Raw genomic sequence first — 17,950 nt, 5'->3', positions numbered from 1 at the left:
GCGCTGCGACAATCCCCACTCACTGGAAATGGTACTCGCAGCCGCGTTTAGTAGGTACGAAAGCCGCTAGCTGTACCGACCTGTCAGTAGCTCGCGAGCACCTCGCGCAAGAACGTCTCCGACGCGTCCCGCCCGAGCGCCTCCTGCTGTACGCCGTCGAAGACCCGGTTGTAGTAGCGCACGCTCTCCCCGTCGCTGAGCAGGACGCCGGCCAACCCCGCTTCGACATAGACGACGTCGGGGTCGTCAGGGTGCGGAAGTTCCAGGATCGTGAACGCCCCGTTCATTCCCGGGTGCAGACCATTCGCGAACGGCAGGACCCGGATCGCGACGTTCGATCGATCGGACAGCTCGAGCAGCTTCTCGATCTGTTCGCGCATCACCTGTTTCCGCCGTGCGCCGCCGGCCGGTCGTCGCAGCGCCGCCTCGTCGATGATCGCCGTGTACTTCACCGGATCGTCGCCCCGGACCAGGAGCTCCTGCCGTGTCATGCGGAGCTTGATCGCGGTCTCGAGATTCGCGTCCTTCATGTAGAGCGCGCGCATGATCGCGCGCGCGTAGGCCTCCGTTTGGAGCAGGCCCGGAACGATCGAGATTTCGTAGGCGAGAATTTGGCGAGCCTCGGCCTCGAACCCGACGAAGCCGTGGAAGCTGCCGACCGGAGTGCGGTCTTGCAGTTTCATCCACCACGCGGTCTCCCGGGACTCGCGCCCGAGCTCCAACATCCCGTGGCGGCGCTCCTCGTCCGTGACGCCGTAGACGTCCAGCAACGCGCGGAGATCGACGGTTCCCACCTTGATACCGGTCGTCTCGATCCGGCTCACCTTGGACGGGGACCAGTCCAGCTCCTTGGCGACCTGATCGACCGTCAGGCCCTTGCCCTCGCGCAGCGCCCGCAGTTCCTGTCCCAGGCGACGACGGCGCACGGTAGGACTCGTTCGCGGCATGGATGGTCGCCTCCTGCGCCAGATTCGGCCTGCACCACGGGCATCGTATAGCTGATCGCTCATTTGGTTGGTACGAAAAGGTCTGCTGGCGGCCCGGCACGCGGTGAACGGTGATGGCGACGGTCACATGTGGTGTCGAGGGACGGCTGAGGGCACCGTGCCGTCGTAGGGTGGCTCGCTGTGGGCATCGTCGCCGTCACCGGCACCTCCACCGAGGTAGGGAAGACCGTCACGACCGCGGCCATCGCGGCGCTGGCGCGATCGCGGGGCCGCTCGGTCGCCGTGATCAAACCCGCACAGACCGGTCTCCGCCCCGACGAGCCCGGCGACCTGGCCGAAGTCGAACGGCTCGCCCCGGGCGTGGTGACGTACGAGTACGCCCGGTACCCCGATCCGCTCTCCCCCGAGGCGGCAGCCCGACAGACTGGTGACCGGCCGCTCCGGCTGGCCGCGGTGGCGAAGAGCATCGCCGCGCTGGACGACGACTACGACCTCGTGCTGGTCGAAGGCGCGGGCGGGCTGCTCGTCCGATTCGGACCTGACGGCTGGACGCTCGCCGACCTGGCGTGGGCGGTTCAGGCGCCGGTGCTGCTGGTCGCGGCCGCCGGACTCGGCACGCTCAACCACACCGCGCTCACCGCGGAGGCGCTGGACGGCCGGGGCGTCCCGCTCGCGGGGTTGGTGGTCGGCAGCTGGCCGGCCGATCCCGACCTGGCCACCCGGTGCAACGTCGCCGACCTGGAGACCGTGACCGGCCGCCCGCTCGACGGCGTCCTGCCTGCCGGAGCCCCCCACGAGACCGATTTCCTCTCGGTCGCCCGCGCCGGACTGAACGACTCCTGGGGTGGGACGTTCGACGCCGCGGCGTTCCGCACCAGCATCGACCCGACCCCGGCAACGACCTCCGCCCCGCACTAGGCCCGCGCTCCCCCGGAGCAGCGGGCCCTGGACCAGGAAGAAGGTCAACCGATGACCGCGACCGCCGCCGCACCCACCGGTATCCAGGAGGACATCCTCCAGACCGCACGGGCGCAGGTACTCGACGAGGGCCGCGGCCTGACGCAAGCGCAGGCGCTCGCGTGCCTCGAGCTCCCCGACGACCGCTTGGACGAACTGCTCTCGCTCGCCCACGACGTACGGATGCGCTGGTGCGGTCCGGAGGTCGAGGTCGAGGGCATCGTGTCGCTGAAAACCGGCGGCTGCCCGGAGGACTGTCACTTCTGTTCCCAGTCCGGGCTCTTCACCTCCCCGGTACGCAGCGCGTGGCTCGACATCCCGTCGCTGGTCGAGGCGGCGAAGCAGACGGCCGCCACCGGTGCGACCGAGTTCTGCATCGTCGCCGCAGTCCGCGGGCCGGACGCCCGGCTGATGTCCCAGATGCGCGCCGGTGTCGCGGCGATCAAGGACGCCGTCGACATCAACGTCGCCGCCTCGCTCGGCATGCTCACTCAGGAGCAGGTCGACGAACTCGTCCAGATGGGCGTCCACCGCTACAACCACAACCTCGAGACCGCGCGTTCCTACTTCCCGACGGTCGTCACCACCCACAGCTGGGAAGAGCGGTGGAGCACGCTCACGATGGTCCGGGACGCCGGCATGGAGGTGTGCTGCGGCGGCATCGTCGGCATGGGTGAGACGCGAGCGCAGCGCGCGGAGTTCGCCGCGCAGCTCGCCGAGCTCGAGCCGGACGAAGTTCCGATGAACTTCCTCAACCCCCGCCCGGGGACGCCGTTCGGCGATCAGCCGGTGATGCCGGCCAACGAGGCACTGCGCACGGTCGCGACGTTCCGCCTCGCGCTGCCCCGCGCCATCCTGCGGTTCGCCGGTGGGCGTGAAATCACCCTCGGTGACCTGGCCGAACGCGGCGTGCTGGGCGGAATCAACGCGGTGATCGTCGGCAACTACCTCACGACGCTCGGGCGCCCGGCCACCGAAGATCTCGCCATGTTGGCCGACTTGAAGATGCCGATCAAGGCTCTCTCGGCGACTTTGTGACGGTCAGTCCTCCGGCCCGGTCCCGGATGTCTGGTACACAAGCGTTGTGACAACGTCGTCCCACCCGCCGCCCGTCGGCGTGATCACCATCCGCACGGCGCTCCCCGCCGAGTACGCGGAGATCGGTGAGCTCACGTTCGACGCTTACGCGGCCGATGGCCTGCTGGCCAACGATTCCGGTTACGCGGAAGAGCTGCGCGACGCCGAGCACCGGGCCAACCACTGCGATCTTCTCGTCGCCGTCGACGAGCAGGGTCGGTTGCTCGGAACGGTGACGTTCTGCCTTCCCGGTTCGCCCTACGCGGAGCTGTCCCACGAGGGCCAGGCCGAGTTCCGGATGCTCGCGGTCGCGCCCGCTCACCGCGGACGTGGCGTCGGTGCCCGCCTGGTCAGAGAGTGCCTCGATCTGGCGGCCCGGAACGGCGCGCACAGCGTCGTCCTCTCGACCAAGACGCAGATGACCAGAGCGCAGCGCCTCTACGACCGCTTCGGCTTCGAGCGGACCCCGCAACTGGATTGGGCTCCCATGCCCGACGTCGAGCTGCTCGCCTACACCAAAACGCTGTAACGACTACGGGGACGCTGTGAACGACTACTGCGCGCGCTGCGGCGAACTCCTCGGCGGCGGCGATCATGCCGGGTGCGTCCGGGCTCTCGCGCTCGAACCGCCGCGGTACTGCCCGGCCTGCCGCCGGCGCATGGTCGTCCAGGTGACTCCGGTCGGCTGGTCGGCCCGGTGCTCCCGGCACGGCTCGACGCACAGCACGGCCTGACCGTCAGCACGGTCCGACCTCGGCCGATCACCGCTCAGCTGATCACCGCGATCAGGTCGCCCTGCTGGATCACGTCGCCCTCGTGCACCGCGAGTTGGTCGACCGTCCCGCCATCCTCGGTGAGGACCGGGATCTCCATCTTCATGGATTCCAGCACCACGAGCGTGTCACCGCCCGCGACCGTGTCCCCGGGTGCCACCACGATCTGAGCGACGTTCGCCACCATGTCGGCGCGGATCTCCTCCACGGCGCTCCCCCTCCGCTTAGCGGGCCGGTCCCGGACGACCCGGGTCCCGCTCATCGTGACATGCTGGGGAGCAACGTCAACGGAAGGAGGCCGGCATGGCTCGGCGCGCTCGTAAGAAGAAGGCCCGGAAGAACAAGAAGGCGAACCACGGTCGTCGCCCCAACAGCTGACCCACGGCTGACCCAGCCGCTGGGCCGTCCGGAAACGGACGCACCCGCCGGGCGACCGGCGGGTGCGGCATCCGACTGTTCGGCCGGGCGAAGCGCCTAGGCTTCTCGTCGGACCTCGACGGTCGTCTCCTGGTAGACGGCGGTGCGCGTGCCGTCGTCGGACGTCACCACCGCCTGGCGGATCGTGGTGATCAGTCGCCGCCGCAGGCTGTCCGGCGCGACCTCGCCGCCGCAGCAGCGTGCCACCAGCGCCTTGACCTCCTGCTCGATGCCGAACTCGCGCAGGCACGGCCCGCACTCGTCCAGGTGCTCGGCGATCTTCTCCCGGCTCGGCCCATCGGTCTCCGCGTCGAGGTACAGCCATACCTCGGCCAGCACCTCGGCGCAATCGACCTCGTGTGGTCCACCACAGCTCACGACGACACCCCCTCGGGTGCGGCGCGGACGATTCCCCGGTCCAGCGCGTACTGCTCCAGCTGACGCCGCAGGTTACGTCGCCCGCGGTGCAGCCGCGACATCACGGTGCCGATCGGCGTACCCATGATGTCGGCGATCTCCTTGTAGGAGAAGCCTTCCACGTCCGCCAGGTACACGGCGAGGCGGAACTCTTCCGGCAGCGCCTGCAGCGCGTCCTTCACGTCGGAGTCCGGCAGCCGGTCCAGCGCCTCGACCTCCGCCGAGCGCAGGCCCGACGAGGAGTGCGACTCCGCCGCGGCGAGCTGCCAGTCCTCGATCTGCTCGGTCGGACTCTGCTGCGGCTGCCGCTGACGCTTGCGGTAGTTGTTGATGAAGGTGTTCGTGAGGATGCGGTAGAGCCAGGCCTTGAGGTTGGTGCCGGCCTGGAACTGGTGGAACGCCGCATACGCCTTGACGAACGCCTCTTGGACGAGGTCCTCGGCATCGGCCGGGTTACGCGTCATCCGGAGTGCCGCGGCGTAGAGCTGGTCGAGGTAGGGCAGCGCGTCGCGCTCGAACCGGGCGTTGCGCTCAGCCACCGTCTCGCCTGCCTCGGCGACGGGTGGCGCGGCCTCGGCCGGTACCACCTCGTCAGCGGCGTCCGTGCCAGGCTCTGGGTCGACGTCCGGCTGCGCGCCGGTCACGCCGTCAGGCTGGGGGGCTGTGGGCAAGTCTTCTCCCGGATGGATGGGCGTCGGGACCGAACCCGACCGGAGCGCCGATACCGGGCTCGTCATAGAGGATAGGTCGATCACGCCTCCGGCGCCGTAACCCGCATCACCGCTCACCGTAACGACGGCGTCGAGCGAATACGTATCCTGGCTGGTCGACGGCCTGAACTCCACCGCCTTCGGGTCGGACAGATCGCCGAGCACCACGGTCGGCACCGACCGTTCCGGAGCCACCACCGCCCCGGTGCGCCGGTCGGCGGTCCAGGAACTACCCGTTACGACCCGGGACATACCCTTGGTCGCCTTCTGATCCCCTACGGTCCACTCATCCCACACGCCCGGACAACACCGCGCTCCGGGCGAATGTTCCAGCGGACGTCGGGCGACCTACGATCGCCCGCATGGCAGGCCGAGGGACCCCCGCGACACAGGCACTGACAAAAGCACGCGCCGACTTCACCGTGCACGAGTACGACCACGATCCGGCGGCGGGGTCGTACGGGCTGGAAGCGGCGGAGGCGCTCGGCGTCCCACCGGAGCGTGTGTTCAAGACGCTCGTCGCCCAGGTGGACGGTGCGCTGCACGTCGCGGTGGTGCCGGTCACCGGGGGCCTGGACCTGAAGGGGCTCGCCGCGGCGGTCGGCAAGAAGCGGGCAGCGATGGCCGACCCCACGCTGGCCGAGCGGACGACCGGGTACGTCCGAGGCGGCATCAGCCCGCTCGGGCAGCGCAAGCGGCTGCCCACGGTCGTGGACGCCAGCGCGGAGAAGCACCCGACGGTGTTCGTGTCCGCCGGCCGCCGGGGTCTCGAGGTGGAGCTCTCCCCCGCCGACCTGGTCCGTCTCACCGGCGCGACCGTCGCCCCGATCGCCGCCGCCAGCTAGGCCTCCCGACTGCTCCCCTCGGACGCCGCCCAGCCGTGCGTGCGGAACCACGCGAGGACGAGTCCCGCCGCGGTGCCCGCGGCCTTCTTCAGGGTGTGGTCCGCGCCGGGGAGCACGTGCAACGTCATCTCTCCGACGATCGGGGGGACGCCGAACGCGTCACGGTCGCCGTTGAGGACCAGCGTCGGCCGGTCGGTGGGAAGCTCGTCCACCCGGGTACGGTCCGGCTTGCCGGGCGGATGCGTCGGGAACGCCAGCGCCACCACCGCCGCGGCGTCCAGCTCGGCTGCGGTGCGGCAGGCCACCCGGGCGCCGCTGGACCGACCGCCGACCAGTAGCGGCAGCTCCGGAACGAGCGGCCGCAGCGCGCGGACGACGTCCAGCCACGCTTCGTCCAGGTGATTGGCGGGAGCCGGTGCCCGTCGGCCGGCCACCCGGTAGGGCTGGGTCACGCGAGCGACCGCGACGCCGGCCGCGACCACCGCATCCGTCACCGCCGTCAGATCGGGCGCGTCCACGTCGCCACCCGCGCCGTGGCCGAGGACCAGCAGGGAGTGGAATCGACCGGACGGGGCGTCGATCCGCACCCGGGCCGGTCCGCGTCGGGTCTCGATACCCCGATCACCCGGAGGGAGCCCCCCGGCGGGCTCCTCCGGGATCAGTGGTCGTGCCGCGCGCTGTCCGCGCGTTCCGCGCGCTCCGCCCGTTCCGCCCGGGCGCGTGCGCTGGTCGCGGCCGTGAACGATGTCGGTGCGCCGGCCACTCCGGTCCGATTCCGCCATGCCACCAGCATGGCGCGTCGTTCCCGGGGCGTCGTGCCACCCCAGACCCCTTCGCAGTCGCCGGCGTTGAGCGCGGCCGCGAGGCAATCTGCCTGGACGTCACAGGAGTGGCAGAAGCTGAGCGCCGGATCCGCCGGTTCGGTGGGGAGCGGGAAGAACGTCTCCGGGTCGACGGTCCGACAGCGTCCGCGCGTGCGCCACGTCGGGTCGGCCGGTCGCGCCGCCCTCGCCGCCAGCAACCGGGGATCGCGGCTCGCCGCGAGCACCTCGTGTGGCCTCGGCAGCCTGGCCCGAGTCACGTGTCTGCTCTCCTTCCTGCACGGGTGCGTGCCTGTACCGGTGTCCCCGTGACACGGGCGCCACCCCCGGCGGAAGCGCCAGCAGTAAACCGTGTGCCACGGGCCGTGTTGAACTCGTTTCGATCTCCGGCCTCCGCCGAGGGCGACCTCAGCAGGCGCCGGTCGAAAGGAGTTCACTCGCTACGACACAGACAACGAGGCGGGGAAGGGGTCGTTACGGGGTTTCGCCGGGCGGGCGGAAAACTTCGGATCGCCCGGTCTCAGAACAACGTGTCGAGCGGTACCGGGGTCGACCGGTCGACCGCCGCCTGTAGCTGCGGGCCGTTGTTCCGGACGTTGCCGACCGCGGACCCGACCGGACGCAGCTCCATTCCGGCCAGCCACTCCGGCGACGGCGGAGCGAGCAGGGCGTCGGCGTCCACCGGGGACTCACCGAGCCACTCCGCCCACCGTTCGCGCGGCAGCAACAACGGCATCCGGTGATGCACCTCGGTCAGCGGTGCGAGCGCATCGGTGGTCACGATCGAGCAGGTCGCGACCTTCTCGTCGCCGGAACCCCAGACCTCCCAGAGCCCGGCGAAGACGCAGGACCCTCCGTCCTCCCTGGTGAGGTACCAGGCCTGCTTACCCGGACCGTCCGGCCGCGCGGACCACTCGTACCAACCGTCGGCGGGCACCAGGCACCGGCGCCGCGCGAACGCCGACCGGAACGCGGGCTTGGTCGCGACCGACTCGGCGCGGGCGTTGATCATCCGGGCGCCGACCGAGAGGTCACTGGACCACGACGGCACCAGACCCCAGCGCAGCGAATCCACGACCCGGCCGCCCCGGGACGCGGACACCCGGACGACCGGCACCTGGGTCGTCGGGGCCACGTTGTAGTCAGGCCGCAGTGGCTCGTCGAACTCTGGCCCGATCGCGTCGAACTCGGCCACCAGATCGTCCGCGCTTCGGGTGGAGGCATACCGACCGCACATGGCCGCAAGGCTACTGACGACCCCCGACATTCTCGGTCGACCGCTCCCACATCCCGGCAGCCCAACCGGCAGACTGACATCCATGCAGAACGCCCCGCTCTCCCCATCGACCCCAGCTCAGCCGTGGCCGGCCCCGCGCGCCGCCGCTCCGGTCGTCGGCACGGTCACCATGCCGGGGTCGAAGTCCGTGACGAACCGCGCGCTCCTCCTCGCGGCCCTGGCGTCCGGACCGTCCACGCTGCGCGCGCCGCTCCGCAGCCGCGACACCCTGCTGATGGCCGACGCACTACGCGCGCTGGGCGTCGGGGTGGAGGACGACGCGAACGGGTCCTGGCGGATCGTCCCGGCAACGCTGCGCGGCCCGGCGACGGTGGACTGCGGCCTCGCCGGCACCGTGATGCGGTTCCTGCCACCGGCCGCGGTGCTCGCCGACGGCCCGGTGACGCTCGACGGTGACAGCCGGGCGCGGGAACGGCCGATGGGACGCCTGATCGACGCGCTCCGGGGTCTCGGCGCGGAGATCGAGGACGACGGCCGGGCGGCGCTGCCGTTCACGGTGGCCGGACGCGGTGGACTGCCCGGCGGAAGCGTGACGATCGACGCGTCGGCGTCGTCGCAGTTCGTCTCCGGGCTGCTGCTCTCGGGCGCGCGGTACGAGAAAGGATTGGTCGTCCACCACAGCGCTGACGGTGGGCGGCCGGTTCCGAGCCTCCCGCACATCGAGATGACCGTCACGATGCTCCGCGACGCGGGCGTCAGCGTCGACGACAGCGAGCCGAACACGTGGCGGGTGGAGCCGGGGCCGATCGCGCCGCTCGACCTGGACGTCGAGCCCGACCTCTCCAACGCCGCACCGTTCCTCGCCGCCGGCCTGGTGACCGGCGGCTCCGTGACGATCACCGGCTGGCCGACCCGCACGACGCAGGCCGGCGACGCGCTGCGCGACCTGCTCGCTCGGATGGGAGCGGTGGTCACTCTGGACGACCGGGGGCTGACCGTCGCCGCCGGGCCGCGGCTGATCGGCCTCGACGCGGACCTGCACGACGTCGGCGAGTTGACCCCGGTGCTGGCGGCGCTGGCGGCCCTGGCCGAGACGCCGTCCCGGCTGCGGGGCGTCGCGCACCTCCGCGGCCACGAGACCGACCGCCTCGCCGCGCTGGTGACCGAGCTGAACAAGCTGGGCGGAAACGTCACCGAGACCGACGACGGGCTTCGGATCGAGCCGCGCCCGCTGCACGGCGGCGTGTTCGGCAGCTACCACGACCATCGGATGGCCCAAGCCGGCGCGCTGCTCGGGCTCGCGGTCGACGGCATCGCGGTGGAGAACGTCGCCACGACCGCGAAGACCATGCCGACGTTCACGGCGGTCTGGACCGAGTTGGTGAGTCAGCCCTGAGCCCGCGGCGGGAACTCGACGAGGACGACGTCCGGGTCCGTCCGGGACGTCGTTCGAAGCCGCGCACTCGGACGAGACCGAGCCACTCCGACGCCCGGGACGGCATGGTCATCGCAGTGGACCGCGGTCGGTACACGTGCTGGCTCGACGAGTCCGTCGTGACCGCGATGCGAGCCCGCGAGCTGGGCCGTAAATCAGTGGTGGTCGGCGACACCGTGGCGCTGGTGGGCGATGTGTCCGGCGGTCCGGACGCGCTGGCGCGGATCGTCCGGATCGGCGAGCGGCGCAGCGTCCTGCGGCGCACGGCCGACGACGACGATCCGTACGAACGCGTGATCGTGGCCAACGCCGACCAGCTGGTGATCGTCACCGCACTGGTCGACCCGCCGCCGCGGACCGGTTTCGTGGACCGGTGCCTGGTGGCGGCGTTCGACGCCGGGGTCGAGCCGCTGCTCTGCCTGACCAAGGGCGACCTCGCACCGCCCCGCGCTGCGGAGGAGCTGAGCCAGCACTGGGCCGCGCTCGATCTGCCGGTGGTCACCACCCGTCGGGACGCCGAGCCGACCGTTCTCGCCGAGCGGCTCACCGGACGGATGTCCGTCTTGATCGGGCACTCCGGAGTGGGCAAGTCCACGTTGGTCAATCGCCTGGTGCCGGACGCGGCCCGCGCGACCGGCGGGGTGAGCGCGGTCGGCAAGGGCCGCCACACCTCGACGTCGGCGGTCGCGCTGGCGCTGCCGGCCGGTGGCTGGGTGATCGACACCCCCGGCGTCCGGTCGTTCGGGCTGGCGCACGTCTCACCGGCGAGTCTGCTCGCCGGCTTCGAAGACCTCGCGGAGGGCGCCGACGAGTGCCCGGCCAACTGCGAGCACCGGTCCGCAGAGGAGGGGTGCGCGCTGGACGCCTGGGTAGCGGCCGGTCATGCCGGGCCGGAGCGGCTCGCCTCGTACCGCCACCTCCTCGCCAGCCGCGGCGATTTCGGCAATTTCTAACGTGGCGTAAAGACACTGGTAAGGAGCTTGTCGAACACGTCCCTACACCCCCACCCACCTCCTTAACCGGAATCAAAACCAGTGTCGTCAGCGCTTCCCCAGCGCTATCCGACGACCGGCCGATCAGGTCCCCGCCACCCGGTCCGGATGTGTTCGTGTCCCGTGCAACCGAATTACCCGCAGCGGTACAGTGCGCCCGCGGGGGGTCGTAGCGGTCGGCCCGCTCTCGCTGGAATCGCCAGCAGTGGGGGCCACCTAGAAACTAGGGACACGGACATTGGGACTCTTTTCCCGCAAGCACCCTTTCGCCATGGCGGACGTCTCGGAGCACGTCGTCGTCGCGCGTTTCCGCCTCGCACCGGGGCCGAGCGGCACCGCCACCAACCTCCACAACGTGTACGCGTTGGAGGAGCAGTTGGCGTCGGCGATCGAGACGGCCGGAGCGGGTGAGTTCGAGCCGCCGCAGTTCGGCCGCGACGAGAGCGGCCAGAACGAGCTGGTTCTCTCCGCCTACGGCCCGGACGCGAACCGGTTGTTCGCGGCGATGGAGCCCGCGCTGCGCTCGTTCCCGGCCCGACCGGCGTCGGTGCTGCTGCGCTACGGCGCGTACGACGATCCGAACGCGGCAGAACAGCTGGTTCGGCTCTGACCGGTAGCCTCCACCCCATGCCCCGCTACTCCGACGATCTGGCGTTCGCCCACGTCCTGGCCGACACCGCCGATCGGATCACCACGGCGCGCTTCAAGGCACAGGACCTCCGGGTGTCGTCGAAACCGGACATGACTCCGGTGACCGACGCCGACACCGCGGTCGAGCAGGCGCTGCGCGCGACGCTCAACCGGGCCCGCCCGCGCGACGGCATCATCGGCGAGGAGTTCGGTGAGGTCAGCGGTCACGGTGTACGGCGCTGGGTGATCGACCCGATCGACGGCACCAAGAACTTCGTCCGGGGCGTTCCGGTGTGGGCGACGTTGATCGCGCTGCTGGAGAACGACGAGCCGGTCGCCGGGATGGTGACCGCGCCGGCGCTGGGTCGCCGGTGGTGGGCGGCGAAGGGCTGCGGCGCGTACGCGGGACGGCGTCCGACGGCGGGTGCCCCGATCCGGGTGTCCGCGGTCGGCGAACTCGCCGACGCGTCACTCTCCTACTCGTCGCTGTCCGGGTGGGAAGAGCGGGGAGCGCTGGGCGACTTCCTCGACCTGACCCGATCGGTGTGGCGCACCAGGGCCTACGGCGACTTCTACAGCTACGTACTGCTGGCCGAGGGCGCGGTCGACGTCGCGTGCGAGCCCGAGGTGTCGCTCTGGGACCTGGCGGCGCTCTCGGCGATCGTCACCGAGGCCGGTGGCCGGTTCACCGATCTGTCCGGCCGGCCGGGGCCCGCGGGCGGAAGTGCGGTGGCCACCAATGGTTTGTTGCACGACGGGGTAATGAAGGTCATCGGCAGGGACTGACCCCGCTTTAGCTATTCGACCAGGGAGTTCTGGACACATGACGAGCAACGAGGCGACACCTATGGCCCGAACGGGTGTTGCGTGTGCCTCCGCGCGCGCCTGGTGAGGTGGGGGCTTATCCTCGCAGGAGTGTCCTTCGGATGGATTTTCCTGGGCGCTTCGGTCGTCGCTTACGGCGTGGCGAACTTCTTGCAGTCGGTCGCCGCTGCCCGCGTCACCGTGCACGCGAAACTCGATCCGGGTCTGTTGCTCAAGCTCGCCGGGCACCGGATCTACGTAGCCGGGCTGGTCTGCCAGCTGGGCGCGTTCCTGTTCGCGTTCCTCGCCCGGCGTGACCTTCCGCTGTTCCTGGTGCAGACGGCGGTCGCCGGTGGCCTCGGGGTCACCGTGCTGCTCGGCGTCGCGTTCCTCCGGTGGCGACATCCGGTCAGCGAGGTCGTGCTCCTCGGCGTCCTCGTACTCGGCTTGGCCGCGCTCATCGTCTCCGCCGAGGTGAGTCAGGCCAGACCGCTCAACGGCCCGGAGGTCGCGGCGCTCGCGCTGAGCGTGCCCATCGTCGGCCTGCTCGGCCGCCTCGGAGCGCGATTGCACGGGTCACCCGGCTCGGTGGCGCTCGGCGCACTGTCCGGTCTCTCGTTCGGGGCGGTGGCGATCGCCTCGCGTCCGCTGGCCAGCGCGCACTCGGCCGGCGCCTTCGTCACCGACCCGCTGCTCTACATCCTGCTGGCGCACACCGTGGTCGGGCAGCTGCTGCTCGGGCTGGCGATGCAGCGGGGCTCCACCACCGCGGCCGTCGCGTCGATGGACGCCGCGGCGGCGATTCCGCCGGCTCTGGTCGGCCTGCTCCTGCTCGGGGACCGGATCGCGCCGGGCCGGGAGTGGCTCGCCGCTATCGGGTTCGTCGCCGCACTCGGCTCGGTGCTCCTGCTGACCCGGTACGCCGAGCCGCAGCATCACGTCCGCGCCCGGTACGAGGAACGGTGTCGGCCCAGGACGGCGGCGGAGCGCAGAACGGTGCCGGCCCCGAACGGCGTACCCGTGGCTGGCGTCCCGGCGAACGGTGCGGCGCCGCGTAGCGTCCGCAACCAAAACAACGGCGCCGCGGACGCCAACGGCCGCCACCGTGCCGACCGGCCTCGGCGAGCCTCAGCTCGGTAGTTCGTACCGGAGCTGGTGGCGATCGCTCGGCAGCACGGTTCGGGTGAGCCGCACCGGACGCTCCGCGCTCCAGCCGGTTCGCAGGTGCTCGATCACCGGGACCCCGACACCGATCTCCAGCAGCCGCACCTCCGCCGGATCCGGCATCCGGCTGAGGATCTCGTCGGTGTAGCGGACCTGCCGGTGCCCCAGCGCGGCCAGCAGCGGGACGACGCTCGGCACGATCTCGGTCGGGTCGAGGACCTGGGTGTCCTTGACCAGCATCAGCGGGTAGTACGACTCCGAGAGGTGCGAGGGCGTGCCGTCGAGGTACCGCACCCGCCTGCGGACGACGAGTCGCTCGTCGGCGGGTATCTCCAGCCGAGTGGCGTACTCCGGGCCGGCCGCCACGATCGAGACTTCGATGTCCTGGGTCGGCGCCCGGCCCAGACGGTGTGCCTGGTCGGCGAAGCTGTCCGGGCCGCGTAGCCGGGTGGCGCCGAGCTCTTCCTCGACCCGGTGGGTGAGGACGAACTGCTCACGCCTGCGGACGGTACGACCGGCCCGGGCGCGGCCGGCGGAGATCAGCCCCTCGTTCGCCAGTGCCGACAACGCCATCCGCACGGTGTTGCGTGAGCACCCGTACGTCGCGGCGAGGTCCTTCTCGGTCGGCACCTGAGCACCGGGAGGCAACTCGCGCCGTTGGATCCGAGCCCGCAGATCGTTCGCGATCACCTGGTACTGCGGCTGGTCGTGATACGGGCTCGGCTCGGAACGCGCTGGTTGATCCGGACGCTGGGGCTGCTCGCCGTTCACGGCTGCCATTGCCGCCTCCACACGAACTCTCGGCGCAGAGGCTTGACCACGGCTCTGCGGCGAGGCACCATATTTGTAGGTACCTTACTTCTCTATCGTCAGGCCGATAGGGACGTTACATAACTTTACCGCGCGTCGCAGCGCTGCGAGTGGCCCTACCGGCATCCGGCTTCCCCTCTTTCCGTAGAGGAATCGTCCGCCGACCGCCCGATCCGCCACTCGGGTCCGCCCGGGCGTCGACCGCCGCAGGTGTACCTGCCGGCCGTACCGCCCGCCCAGCAGCACGAACCCGCTCCGCCCCCGCCGCACGATCCGAAGCGCACGGGGTCGACAGCAGCTTCGGACGGGAGACGTCATGATGCACGGCAGATTTCATCCCGACGACATCACCGCCGCCGCGAGGCTGCGGGTCTACCCGGTTCCGGCCACCGGGCCGAGCGCGGCCGCCGGGCCGCTGACGCCGCGTTTGCCTGCGTGGGCCGCGGCCGGACGCCGGCGCCGCACGCAGCCGAGCTTCCTCGACCGGGTCGAGACCCGGCTCTGGGCCCGCCCGGATGCCCGCATGCGGGACGCGGGCTGGGAAGTCGTACGGCTCGGACGCTGGCGCAGGCAGTACCGGCACCCCCGGCGCGTGGAAGCCGGAACGGCGGCGGCTCGGGTCCGTTACGCAGCCGAGTGCGCGGCCGAGCCGCGGGTGACTCCGCTGACCCGGCGTCCGGCGCGTACGCCGGCGCCCCCGGCACGGCGGTGGGCGGCGTGAAACGCACCCTCCTGACGATCGGGATGCTGCTGCTGATCCGGCTCACCCGCCGCCGCCGGACCGGCACACTGATCGCACTGCTCGGCGGGTACTACCTCGGTCGGCTCTGGGACGATCCGTCCTACTACGCCCGTCCCCCGCTGTGGGTGCGCACGCTCGACGGCCACTACCGCCGCCACCAGCTGTTCTGAAGCGATCGATCGCCGACGTCGCGCCCCGTCCAAGGCGGGGCGTCGCGGATCAGGGCAGAGCCGGAGGTCAGGCCCGCGCGGCGGCCTCCTCCTGGGCGGGCGGCGCAACCGGACCGGCGAGGTCCCAGTGCGGGGTGCGCATCTGCAGCTCGAGGTCGCGGTTGCGCACCTCGTCGCCGCAGTGGCGGCACACGTATAACGCATCCAGGTCTTCCCCGCAGCTGTGGGCGACCGCGGCCGGTGGCTCCCCGATCAGCCAGCGGTCGCCCCAGCTCCGCAGCGCCTGCATGACGGTCGAGAGGTCCCGGCCCGCCGGCGTCAGGTGGTACTCGTGGCGCAGCGGACGATCCGAGTAAGGGCGACGCTCGACGACGCCGGCCGCCTCCAGCCCTCGCAGCCGCGCGGCCAGCCGGTCGCGCGGCGCTCCCGTGTTCCGGGCGATCTCGTCGAACCGGTGGTTGCCCCAGAAGATCTCGCGGACCGCGAACAAGGCCCACTTCTCGCCGACCAGGGACAGGGCGGCGGCCATCGAGCACGGCCGCCCGGGGATGGTCGTCGCGTCGAACTCCAACACGTCGTCACTCACGTGAACCAGGTTGCCATGTCAAACCGACAGCGACCACCGGGCGAATACCCAGTCAATCGGTCCGAACTGCGGGAACTATCTGGTGAGGAGGCGATCGCGCTGAGTCCTGTGGCACGCTGACTGACGCCCGCTCGTCCCTCCGCCGCCCGGGAGGATCTGTGCCCGATCTCCGCGACCCGTTCCCCGCACTGGCCCGCCGTGCGTGGGAGGCCCTCGAGGTCGTCCACATCTTGAGTTACTTCGCGCCGGAGAGCCGGCAGGTGACCGACGCGCTCGGACTCAAGGGCTACTGGATGGGCTACTTCGGCTGCCGGGCAGCGCCGTTGGGCGCGGTTTCGGCCGCGACGGTGACCGCGACGTTCCACAACTTCCACCCGGCGATGGTGCAGCGGGCCGTGCCCGACGTCTGGTCCTACGCCACGCCCGAGCAGCTGATCGAGGCGCGCCTGGCCGGCGTCGACGCCGCGCTGCGGCGGCTGGCCGGTGAAAACATCGCCGAGGACCCGACCATCCGCCAGGCCACCGATCTCGCACTGGAGGCCGCCGCGGCGGTCCGCGGTCCGGAGATCTCCGGTCGGCCGCTGGCCGCCGCGAACGCCGCCCTCCCGGTCCCGGAAGAGCCGCACCTGGCGCTCTGGCACGCGCTCACGGTGCTGCGCGAGCACCGCGGCGACGGCCACGTCGCGCTCCTGGTGGCCGGTGAGATCGGCCCGGTCGAGGCGCACATCCTGTCGATCGCGTCCGGCCGGTCGTCGGCGGAGTTGCTGCGGACGGCCCGGAAGTGGTCGGACGACGACTGGGACGCCGGGGTCGAGAACCTCGTCGCCCGCGGCTGGCTCCGGGAGGACTGGACGCTCACCCCGCAGGGGACGGCGGCCCGGGAGACGCTGGAGGAGGACACCGACCGGTTGGCCACCGGCCCGTACCGCGTCCTGGGGACGGAGCGGACGGTCGAGCTGACCGAGCTGCTGACCCCGCTCGCGACGACGATCGTGGCCGCCGGCGTCCTGCCGTTCCCCAACCCGGTGGGAGTCCCGGCGCCGCGCAACGATTGACCGTTTGGTCCGAGCCCGGCCGGGAACCCGGCCTCCGATCACCTACGTGACGATCCGGCACTCCCCGCGCCCGGATCGCTTCCCTCAGGAGGTGCGGATGAGCTTCATGGACAAGGCGAAGGATCTCGCCGATAAGCATGACAAGCAGGTCGACCAGGGCCTGGAGAAAGGCGGCGACCTGGTGGACGACCGCACCGGGCAGAAGCACTCGTCGCAGATCGACAAGGGTGTGGACCTCGCCCAGGAACGCACCGGCGGCGGGGACACCAACGACCCGCGGTAGCTCCAGGGCTTCCCGATCGAACCGAGCGAGGGTGGGAACGCGTCGCCGCGTTCCCACCCTCGCTCGTCGAGAAAGTGACCCAGCGGACGCACGGCGCGGCCGGCTCGTCGGCTCACCTGACCACCTCGACGGGTCAACCCGGCCCAACCGGACGAGCCGCGGTGCTCGACCGGGTAACACTTACCCGTCTCGGCTTGTGGACCGGCCGAGAATGGCGAAGACTCGATGAGGTGATCGAGGAGACGATCGAGCTCCGGCTCGACGAGTCCGGCCTGGCAGTCGACCTTCCTGCTCCGGCGCACCCGAATGACCGCGTCGAGGGGGTGCCCTACCGTCCGGTTCAGTTCCGCGACGACGACCTACCCAGCGCCTTGGAACGCGCAGCAGCCTGGCTCCGGGAGACCGAAGCGTGGCTGTCCGAGCCGGTGGACGTCATCGCCATCCACCTGGACTACGACGACGACGAGGGCGCGCCCTATTACGAGGTCAAGTTGCTCTGCAACGAGGAAGACCTAGCCGGGGCGCCACTAGCCGTCCGCAGACGTGCGGACAAACATTAGAGCCGGTGACGAGATAGACCGCGGGCCTGCATGCTACGGTTACCGCCGTTGCAGTCTTTGGTTCGCATGAAAAGAGCGCCTGGGTTGTAATCCAGGCGCTCTTGTTTGTTCTGGCCTCCTTTTGGAGCTGGGCGAGCACGACCGCGACATGGGGCCCACGAAGTGTGGGTCCGACACTGCCCGCCAGAGGGAGAACGTGCATGGCAACCGGCACCGTCAAGTGGTTCAACGCGGAAAAGGGTTTCGGCTTCATCGCGCCGGACGGTGGAGGCCCCGATGTCTTCGCCCACTACTCAGCGATCCAGACCCAGGGCTACAAGGAGCTGACCGACGGTCAGCAGGTCGAGTTCGACGTGACGCAGGGCCAGAAGGGCCCGCAGGCGGCGAACATCCGTCCGCTCTGACCCACAGCAGCCGCTGACTAGGGCGAAGGCCAGCACGACCGAGTGCCGGCCTTCGCCTTTTTGATTGCCCGAAAGTCGTTGATCGCCCGCACCGCGCAGACGACGAAGGGGGAG

26 protein-coding genes are annotated in these 17,950 nt (G+C 70.7%); 17 read left to right on the top strand and 9 right to left on the bottom strand.

The window, feature by feature from the left end; all coding sequences use genetic code 11:
* Positions 1 to 83 precede the first annotated feature (83 nt).
* A complete protein-coding gene (locus tag ABEB28_RS36065) occupies positions 84 to 926 on the bottom strand; it encodes a helix-turn-helix domain-containing protein (protein ID WP_345732768.1) in 843 nt (280 codons plus the stop codon).
* Between the two features lie 201 nt (positions 927 to 1,127).
* Here ABEB28_RS36065 and bioD point away from each other — a divergent pair, with 201 nt between their 5' ends.
* From bioD to bsaP, 4 genes are read left to right on the top strand one after another with little or no spacing between them, the layout of a single operon-like run.
* Entirely contained in the window at positions 1,128 to 1,865 is a 738-nt protein-coding gene (gene bioD / locus ABEB28_RS36060) for a dethiobiotin synthase (RefSeq protein WP_345732767.1), read from the top strand.
* Between the two features lie 51 nt (positions 1,866 to 1,916).
* Positions 1,917 to 2,942, top strand: a complete 1,026-nt coding sequence (gene bioB / locus ABEB28_RS36055) for a biotin synthase BioB (protein WP_345732766.1) — start codon at positions 1,917 to 1,919, stop codon at positions 2,940 to 2,942.
* Between the two features lie 46 nt (positions 2,943 to 2,988).
* Positions 2,989 to 3,510 carry a GNAT family N-acetyltransferase gene (locus ABEB28_RS36050; protein ID WP_345732765.1) on the top strand — a complete coding sequence of 174 codons (522 nt, stop codon included), beginning with the start codon at positions 2,989 to 2,991 and terminating at the stop codon, positions 3,508 to 3,510.
* Between the two features lie 16 nt (positions 3,511 to 3,526).
* Positions 3,527 to 3,715: a biotin synthase auxiliary protein BsaP gene (gene bsaP / locus ABEB28_RS43380; RefSeq protein ID WP_345732764.1), complete on the top strand. Its 189-nt coding sequence runs from the start codon at positions 3,527 to 3,529 to the stop codon at positions 3,713 to 3,715.
* 34 nt (positions 3,716 to 3,749) lie between these two features.
* Here bsaP and ABEB28_RS36040 read toward each other — a convergent pair whose 3' ends face one another.
* Complete coding sequence (locus ABEB28_RS36040) at positions 3,750 to 4,016, bottom strand: biotin/lipoyl-binding carrier protein (protein ID WP_345732763.1); 267 nt, start codon at positions 4,014 to 4,016, stop codon at positions 3,750 to 3,752.
* Positions 4,017 to 4,057: 41 nt separating this feature from the next.
* On the opposite strand from ABEB28_RS36040, the gene ABEB28_RS43270 reads away from it, so the two are divergent.
* Positions 4,058 to 4,132: a 50S ribosomal protein bL37 gene (locus tag ABEB28_RS43270; protein WP_376981713.1), complete on the top strand. Its 75-nt coding sequence runs from the start codon at positions 4,058 to 4,060 to the stop codon at positions 4,130 to 4,132.
* A 96-nt stretch (positions 4,133 to 4,228) separates the two neighbouring features.
* Here the strand turns inward: ABEB28_RS43270 and rsrA are convergent, their stop codons facing one another.
* Together rsrA and ABEB28_RS36030 are read right to left on the bottom strand one after the other, a co-directional pair.
* On the bottom strand, positions 4,229 to 4,549 hold the full coding sequence (rsrA, locus tag ABEB28_RS36035) for a mycothiol system anti-sigma-R factor (protein ID WP_345732762.1): 321 nt from the start codon (positions 4,547 to 4,549) through the stop codon (positions 4,229 to 4,231).
* Complete coding sequence (locus ABEB28_RS36030; protein WP_376981707.1) at positions 4,546 to 5,232, bottom strand: sigma-70 family RNA polymerase sigma factor; 687 nt, start codon at positions 5,230 to 5,232, stop codon at positions 4,546 to 4,548. The genes rsrA and ABEB28_RS36030 overlap by 4 nt, the downstream gene beginning before the upstream one ends.
* A gap of 428 nt (positions 5,233 to 5,660) precedes the next feature.
* Here ABEB28_RS36030 and ybaK point away from each other — a divergent pair, with 428 nt between their 5' ends.
* On the top strand, positions 5,661 to 6,143 hold the full coding sequence (gene ybaK / locus ABEB28_RS36025) for a Cys-tRNA(Pro) deacylase (RefSeq protein WP_345732761.1): 483 nt from the start codon (positions 5,661 to 5,663) through the stop codon (positions 6,141 to 6,143).
* Here ybaK and ABEB28_RS36020 read toward each other — a convergent pair.
* From ABEB28_RS36020 to ABEB28_RS36010, 3 genes are all read right to left on the bottom strand, one after another.
* The gene (locus ABEB28_RS36020; RefSeq protein ID WP_345732760.1) at positions 6,140 to 6,730 is read right to left on the bottom strand and encodes an alpha/beta hydrolase family protein; all 591 of its coding nucleotides are present in this window, start codon (positions 6,728 to 6,730) and stop codon (positions 6,140 to 6,142) included. The genes ybaK and ABEB28_RS36020 overlap by 4 nt on opposite strands.
* 71 nt (positions 6,731 to 6,801) lie before the next feature.
* Positions 6,802 to 7,224 (bottom strand): WhiB family transcriptional regulator, encoded by a 423-nt coding sequence (locus ABEB28_RS36015; RefSeq protein WP_345732759.1) that lies wholly within the window; start codon positions 7,222 to 7,224, stop codon positions 6,802 to 6,804.
* A gap of 260 nt (positions 7,225 to 7,484) precedes the next feature.
* A complete protein-coding gene (locus ABEB28_RS36010; protein WP_345732758.1) occupies positions 7,485 to 8,201 on the bottom strand; it encodes an SOS response-associated peptidase in 717 nt (238 codons plus the stop codon).
* Between the two features lie 82 nt (positions 8,202 to 8,283).
* Here ABEB28_RS36010 and aroA point away from each other — a divergent pair, with 82 nt between their 5' ends.
* The 5 genes from aroA to ABEB28_RS35985 all read left to right on the top strand — a co-directional run bounded on the left by aroA (position 8,284) and on the right by ABEB28_RS35985 (position 13,202).
* Complete coding sequence (gene aroA, locus ABEB28_RS36005) at positions 8,284 to 9,597, top strand: 3-phosphoshikimate 1-carboxyvinyltransferase (protein WP_345732757.1); 1,314 nt, start codon at positions 8,284 to 8,286, stop codon at positions 9,595 to 9,597.
* A gap of 116 nt (positions 9,598 to 9,713) precedes the next feature.
* A complete protein-coding gene (rsgA, locus tag ABEB28_RS36000; RefSeq protein WP_376981709.1) occupies positions 9,714 to 10,589 on the top strand; it encodes a ribosome small subunit-dependent GTPase A in 876 nt (291 codons plus the stop codon).
* A 310-nt stretch (positions 10,590 to 10,899) separates the two neighbouring features.
* Positions 10,900 to 11,238, top strand: coding sequence for a hypothetical protein (locus ABEB28_RS35995; RefSeq protein ID WP_345732756.1), 339 nt, complete (start codon positions 10,900 to 10,902; stop codon positions 11,236 to 11,238).
* A gap of 17 nt (positions 11,239 to 11,255) precedes the next feature.
* Positions 11,256 to 12,044 (top strand): histidinol-phosphatase, encoded by a 789-nt coding sequence (gene hisN, locus ABEB28_RS35990; protein WP_345732755.1) that lies wholly within the window; start codon positions 11,256 to 11,258, stop codon positions 12,042 to 12,044.
* A 129-nt stretch (positions 12,045 to 12,173) separates the two neighbouring features.
* Positions 12,174 to 13,202, top strand: a complete 1,029-nt coding sequence (locus ABEB28_RS35985) for a hypothetical protein (protein ID WP_345732754.1) — start codon at positions 12,174 to 12,176, stop codon at positions 13,200 to 13,202.
* Here the strand turns inward: ABEB28_RS35985 and ABEB28_RS35980 are convergent.
* Positions 13,191 to 14,006 (bottom strand): GntR family transcriptional regulator, encoded by an 816-nt coding sequence (locus tag ABEB28_RS35980; RefSeq protein WP_345732753.1) that lies wholly within the window; start codon positions 14,004 to 14,006, stop codon positions 13,191 to 13,193. The two genes, ABEB28_RS35985 and ABEB28_RS35980, sit on opposite strands and share 12 nt — an antisense overlap.
* A 346-nt stretch (positions 14,007 to 14,352) precedes the next feature.
* On the opposite strand from ABEB28_RS35980, the gene ABEB28_RS35975 reads away from it, so the two are divergent.
* Together ABEB28_RS35975 and ABEB28_RS35970 are read left to right on the top strand one after the other, a co-directional pair.
* The gene (locus ABEB28_RS35975; protein WP_345732752.1) at positions 14,353 to 14,757 is read left to right on the top strand and encodes a hypothetical protein; all 405 of its coding nucleotides are present in this window, start codon (positions 14,353 to 14,355) and stop codon (positions 14,755 to 14,757) included.
* A complete protein-coding gene (locus ABEB28_RS35970) occupies positions 14,754 to 14,948 on the top strand; it encodes a hypothetical protein (protein ID WP_345732751.1) in 195 nt (64 codons plus the stop codon). The genes ABEB28_RS35975 and ABEB28_RS35970 overlap by 4 nt, the downstream gene beginning before the upstream one ends.
* Positions 14,949 to 15,015: 67 nt before the next feature.
* Here ABEB28_RS35970 and ABEB28_RS35965 read toward each other — a convergent pair whose 3' ends face one another.
* Positions 15,016 to 15,534, bottom strand: a complete 519-nt coding sequence (locus ABEB28_RS35965; RefSeq protein ID WP_345732750.1) for a winged helix-turn-helix transcriptional regulator — start codon at positions 15,532 to 15,534, stop codon at positions 15,016 to 15,018.
* A gap of 158 nt (positions 15,535 to 15,692) precedes the next feature.
* Here ABEB28_RS35965 and ABEB28_RS35960 point away from each other — a divergent pair, with 158 nt between their 5' ends.
* The 4 genes from ABEB28_RS35960 (at position 15,693) to ABEB28_RS35945 (ending at position 17,836) form a co-directional block, all read left to right on the top strand.
* Complete coding sequence (locus ABEB28_RS35960) at positions 15,693 to 16,589, top strand: SCO6745 family protein (RefSeq protein ID WP_345732749.1); 897 nt, start codon at positions 15,693 to 15,695, stop codon at positions 16,587 to 16,589.
* Positions 16,590 to 16,686: 97 nt separating this feature from the next.
* Complete coding sequence (locus ABEB28_RS35955) at positions 16,687 to 16,872, top strand: antitoxin (RefSeq protein ID WP_345732748.1); 186 nt, start codon at positions 16,687 to 16,689, stop codon at positions 16,870 to 16,872.
* Positions 16,873 to 17,102: 230 nt separating this feature from the next.
* Complete coding sequence (locus ABEB28_RS35950; RefSeq protein WP_345732747.1) at positions 17,103 to 17,432, top strand: hypothetical protein; 330 nt, start codon at positions 17,103 to 17,105, stop codon at positions 17,430 to 17,432.
* Between the two features lie 200 nt (positions 17,433 to 17,632).
* On the top strand, positions 17,633 to 17,836 hold the full coding sequence (locus ABEB28_RS35945) for a cold-shock protein (RefSeq protein WP_345732746.1): 204 nt from the start codon (positions 17,633 to 17,635) through the stop codon (positions 17,834 to 17,836).
* The last annotated feature ends 114 nt before the right edge of the window (positions 17,837 to 17,950 follow it).

The organism is Cryptosporangium minutisporangium (assembly GCF_039536245.1).
Lineage (GTDB): Bacteria > Actinomycetota > Actinomycetes > Mycobacteriales > Cryptosporangiaceae > Cryptosporangium > Cryptosporangium minutisporangium.
This window is presented reverse-complemented; position numbering and strand designations above follow the sequence as displayed.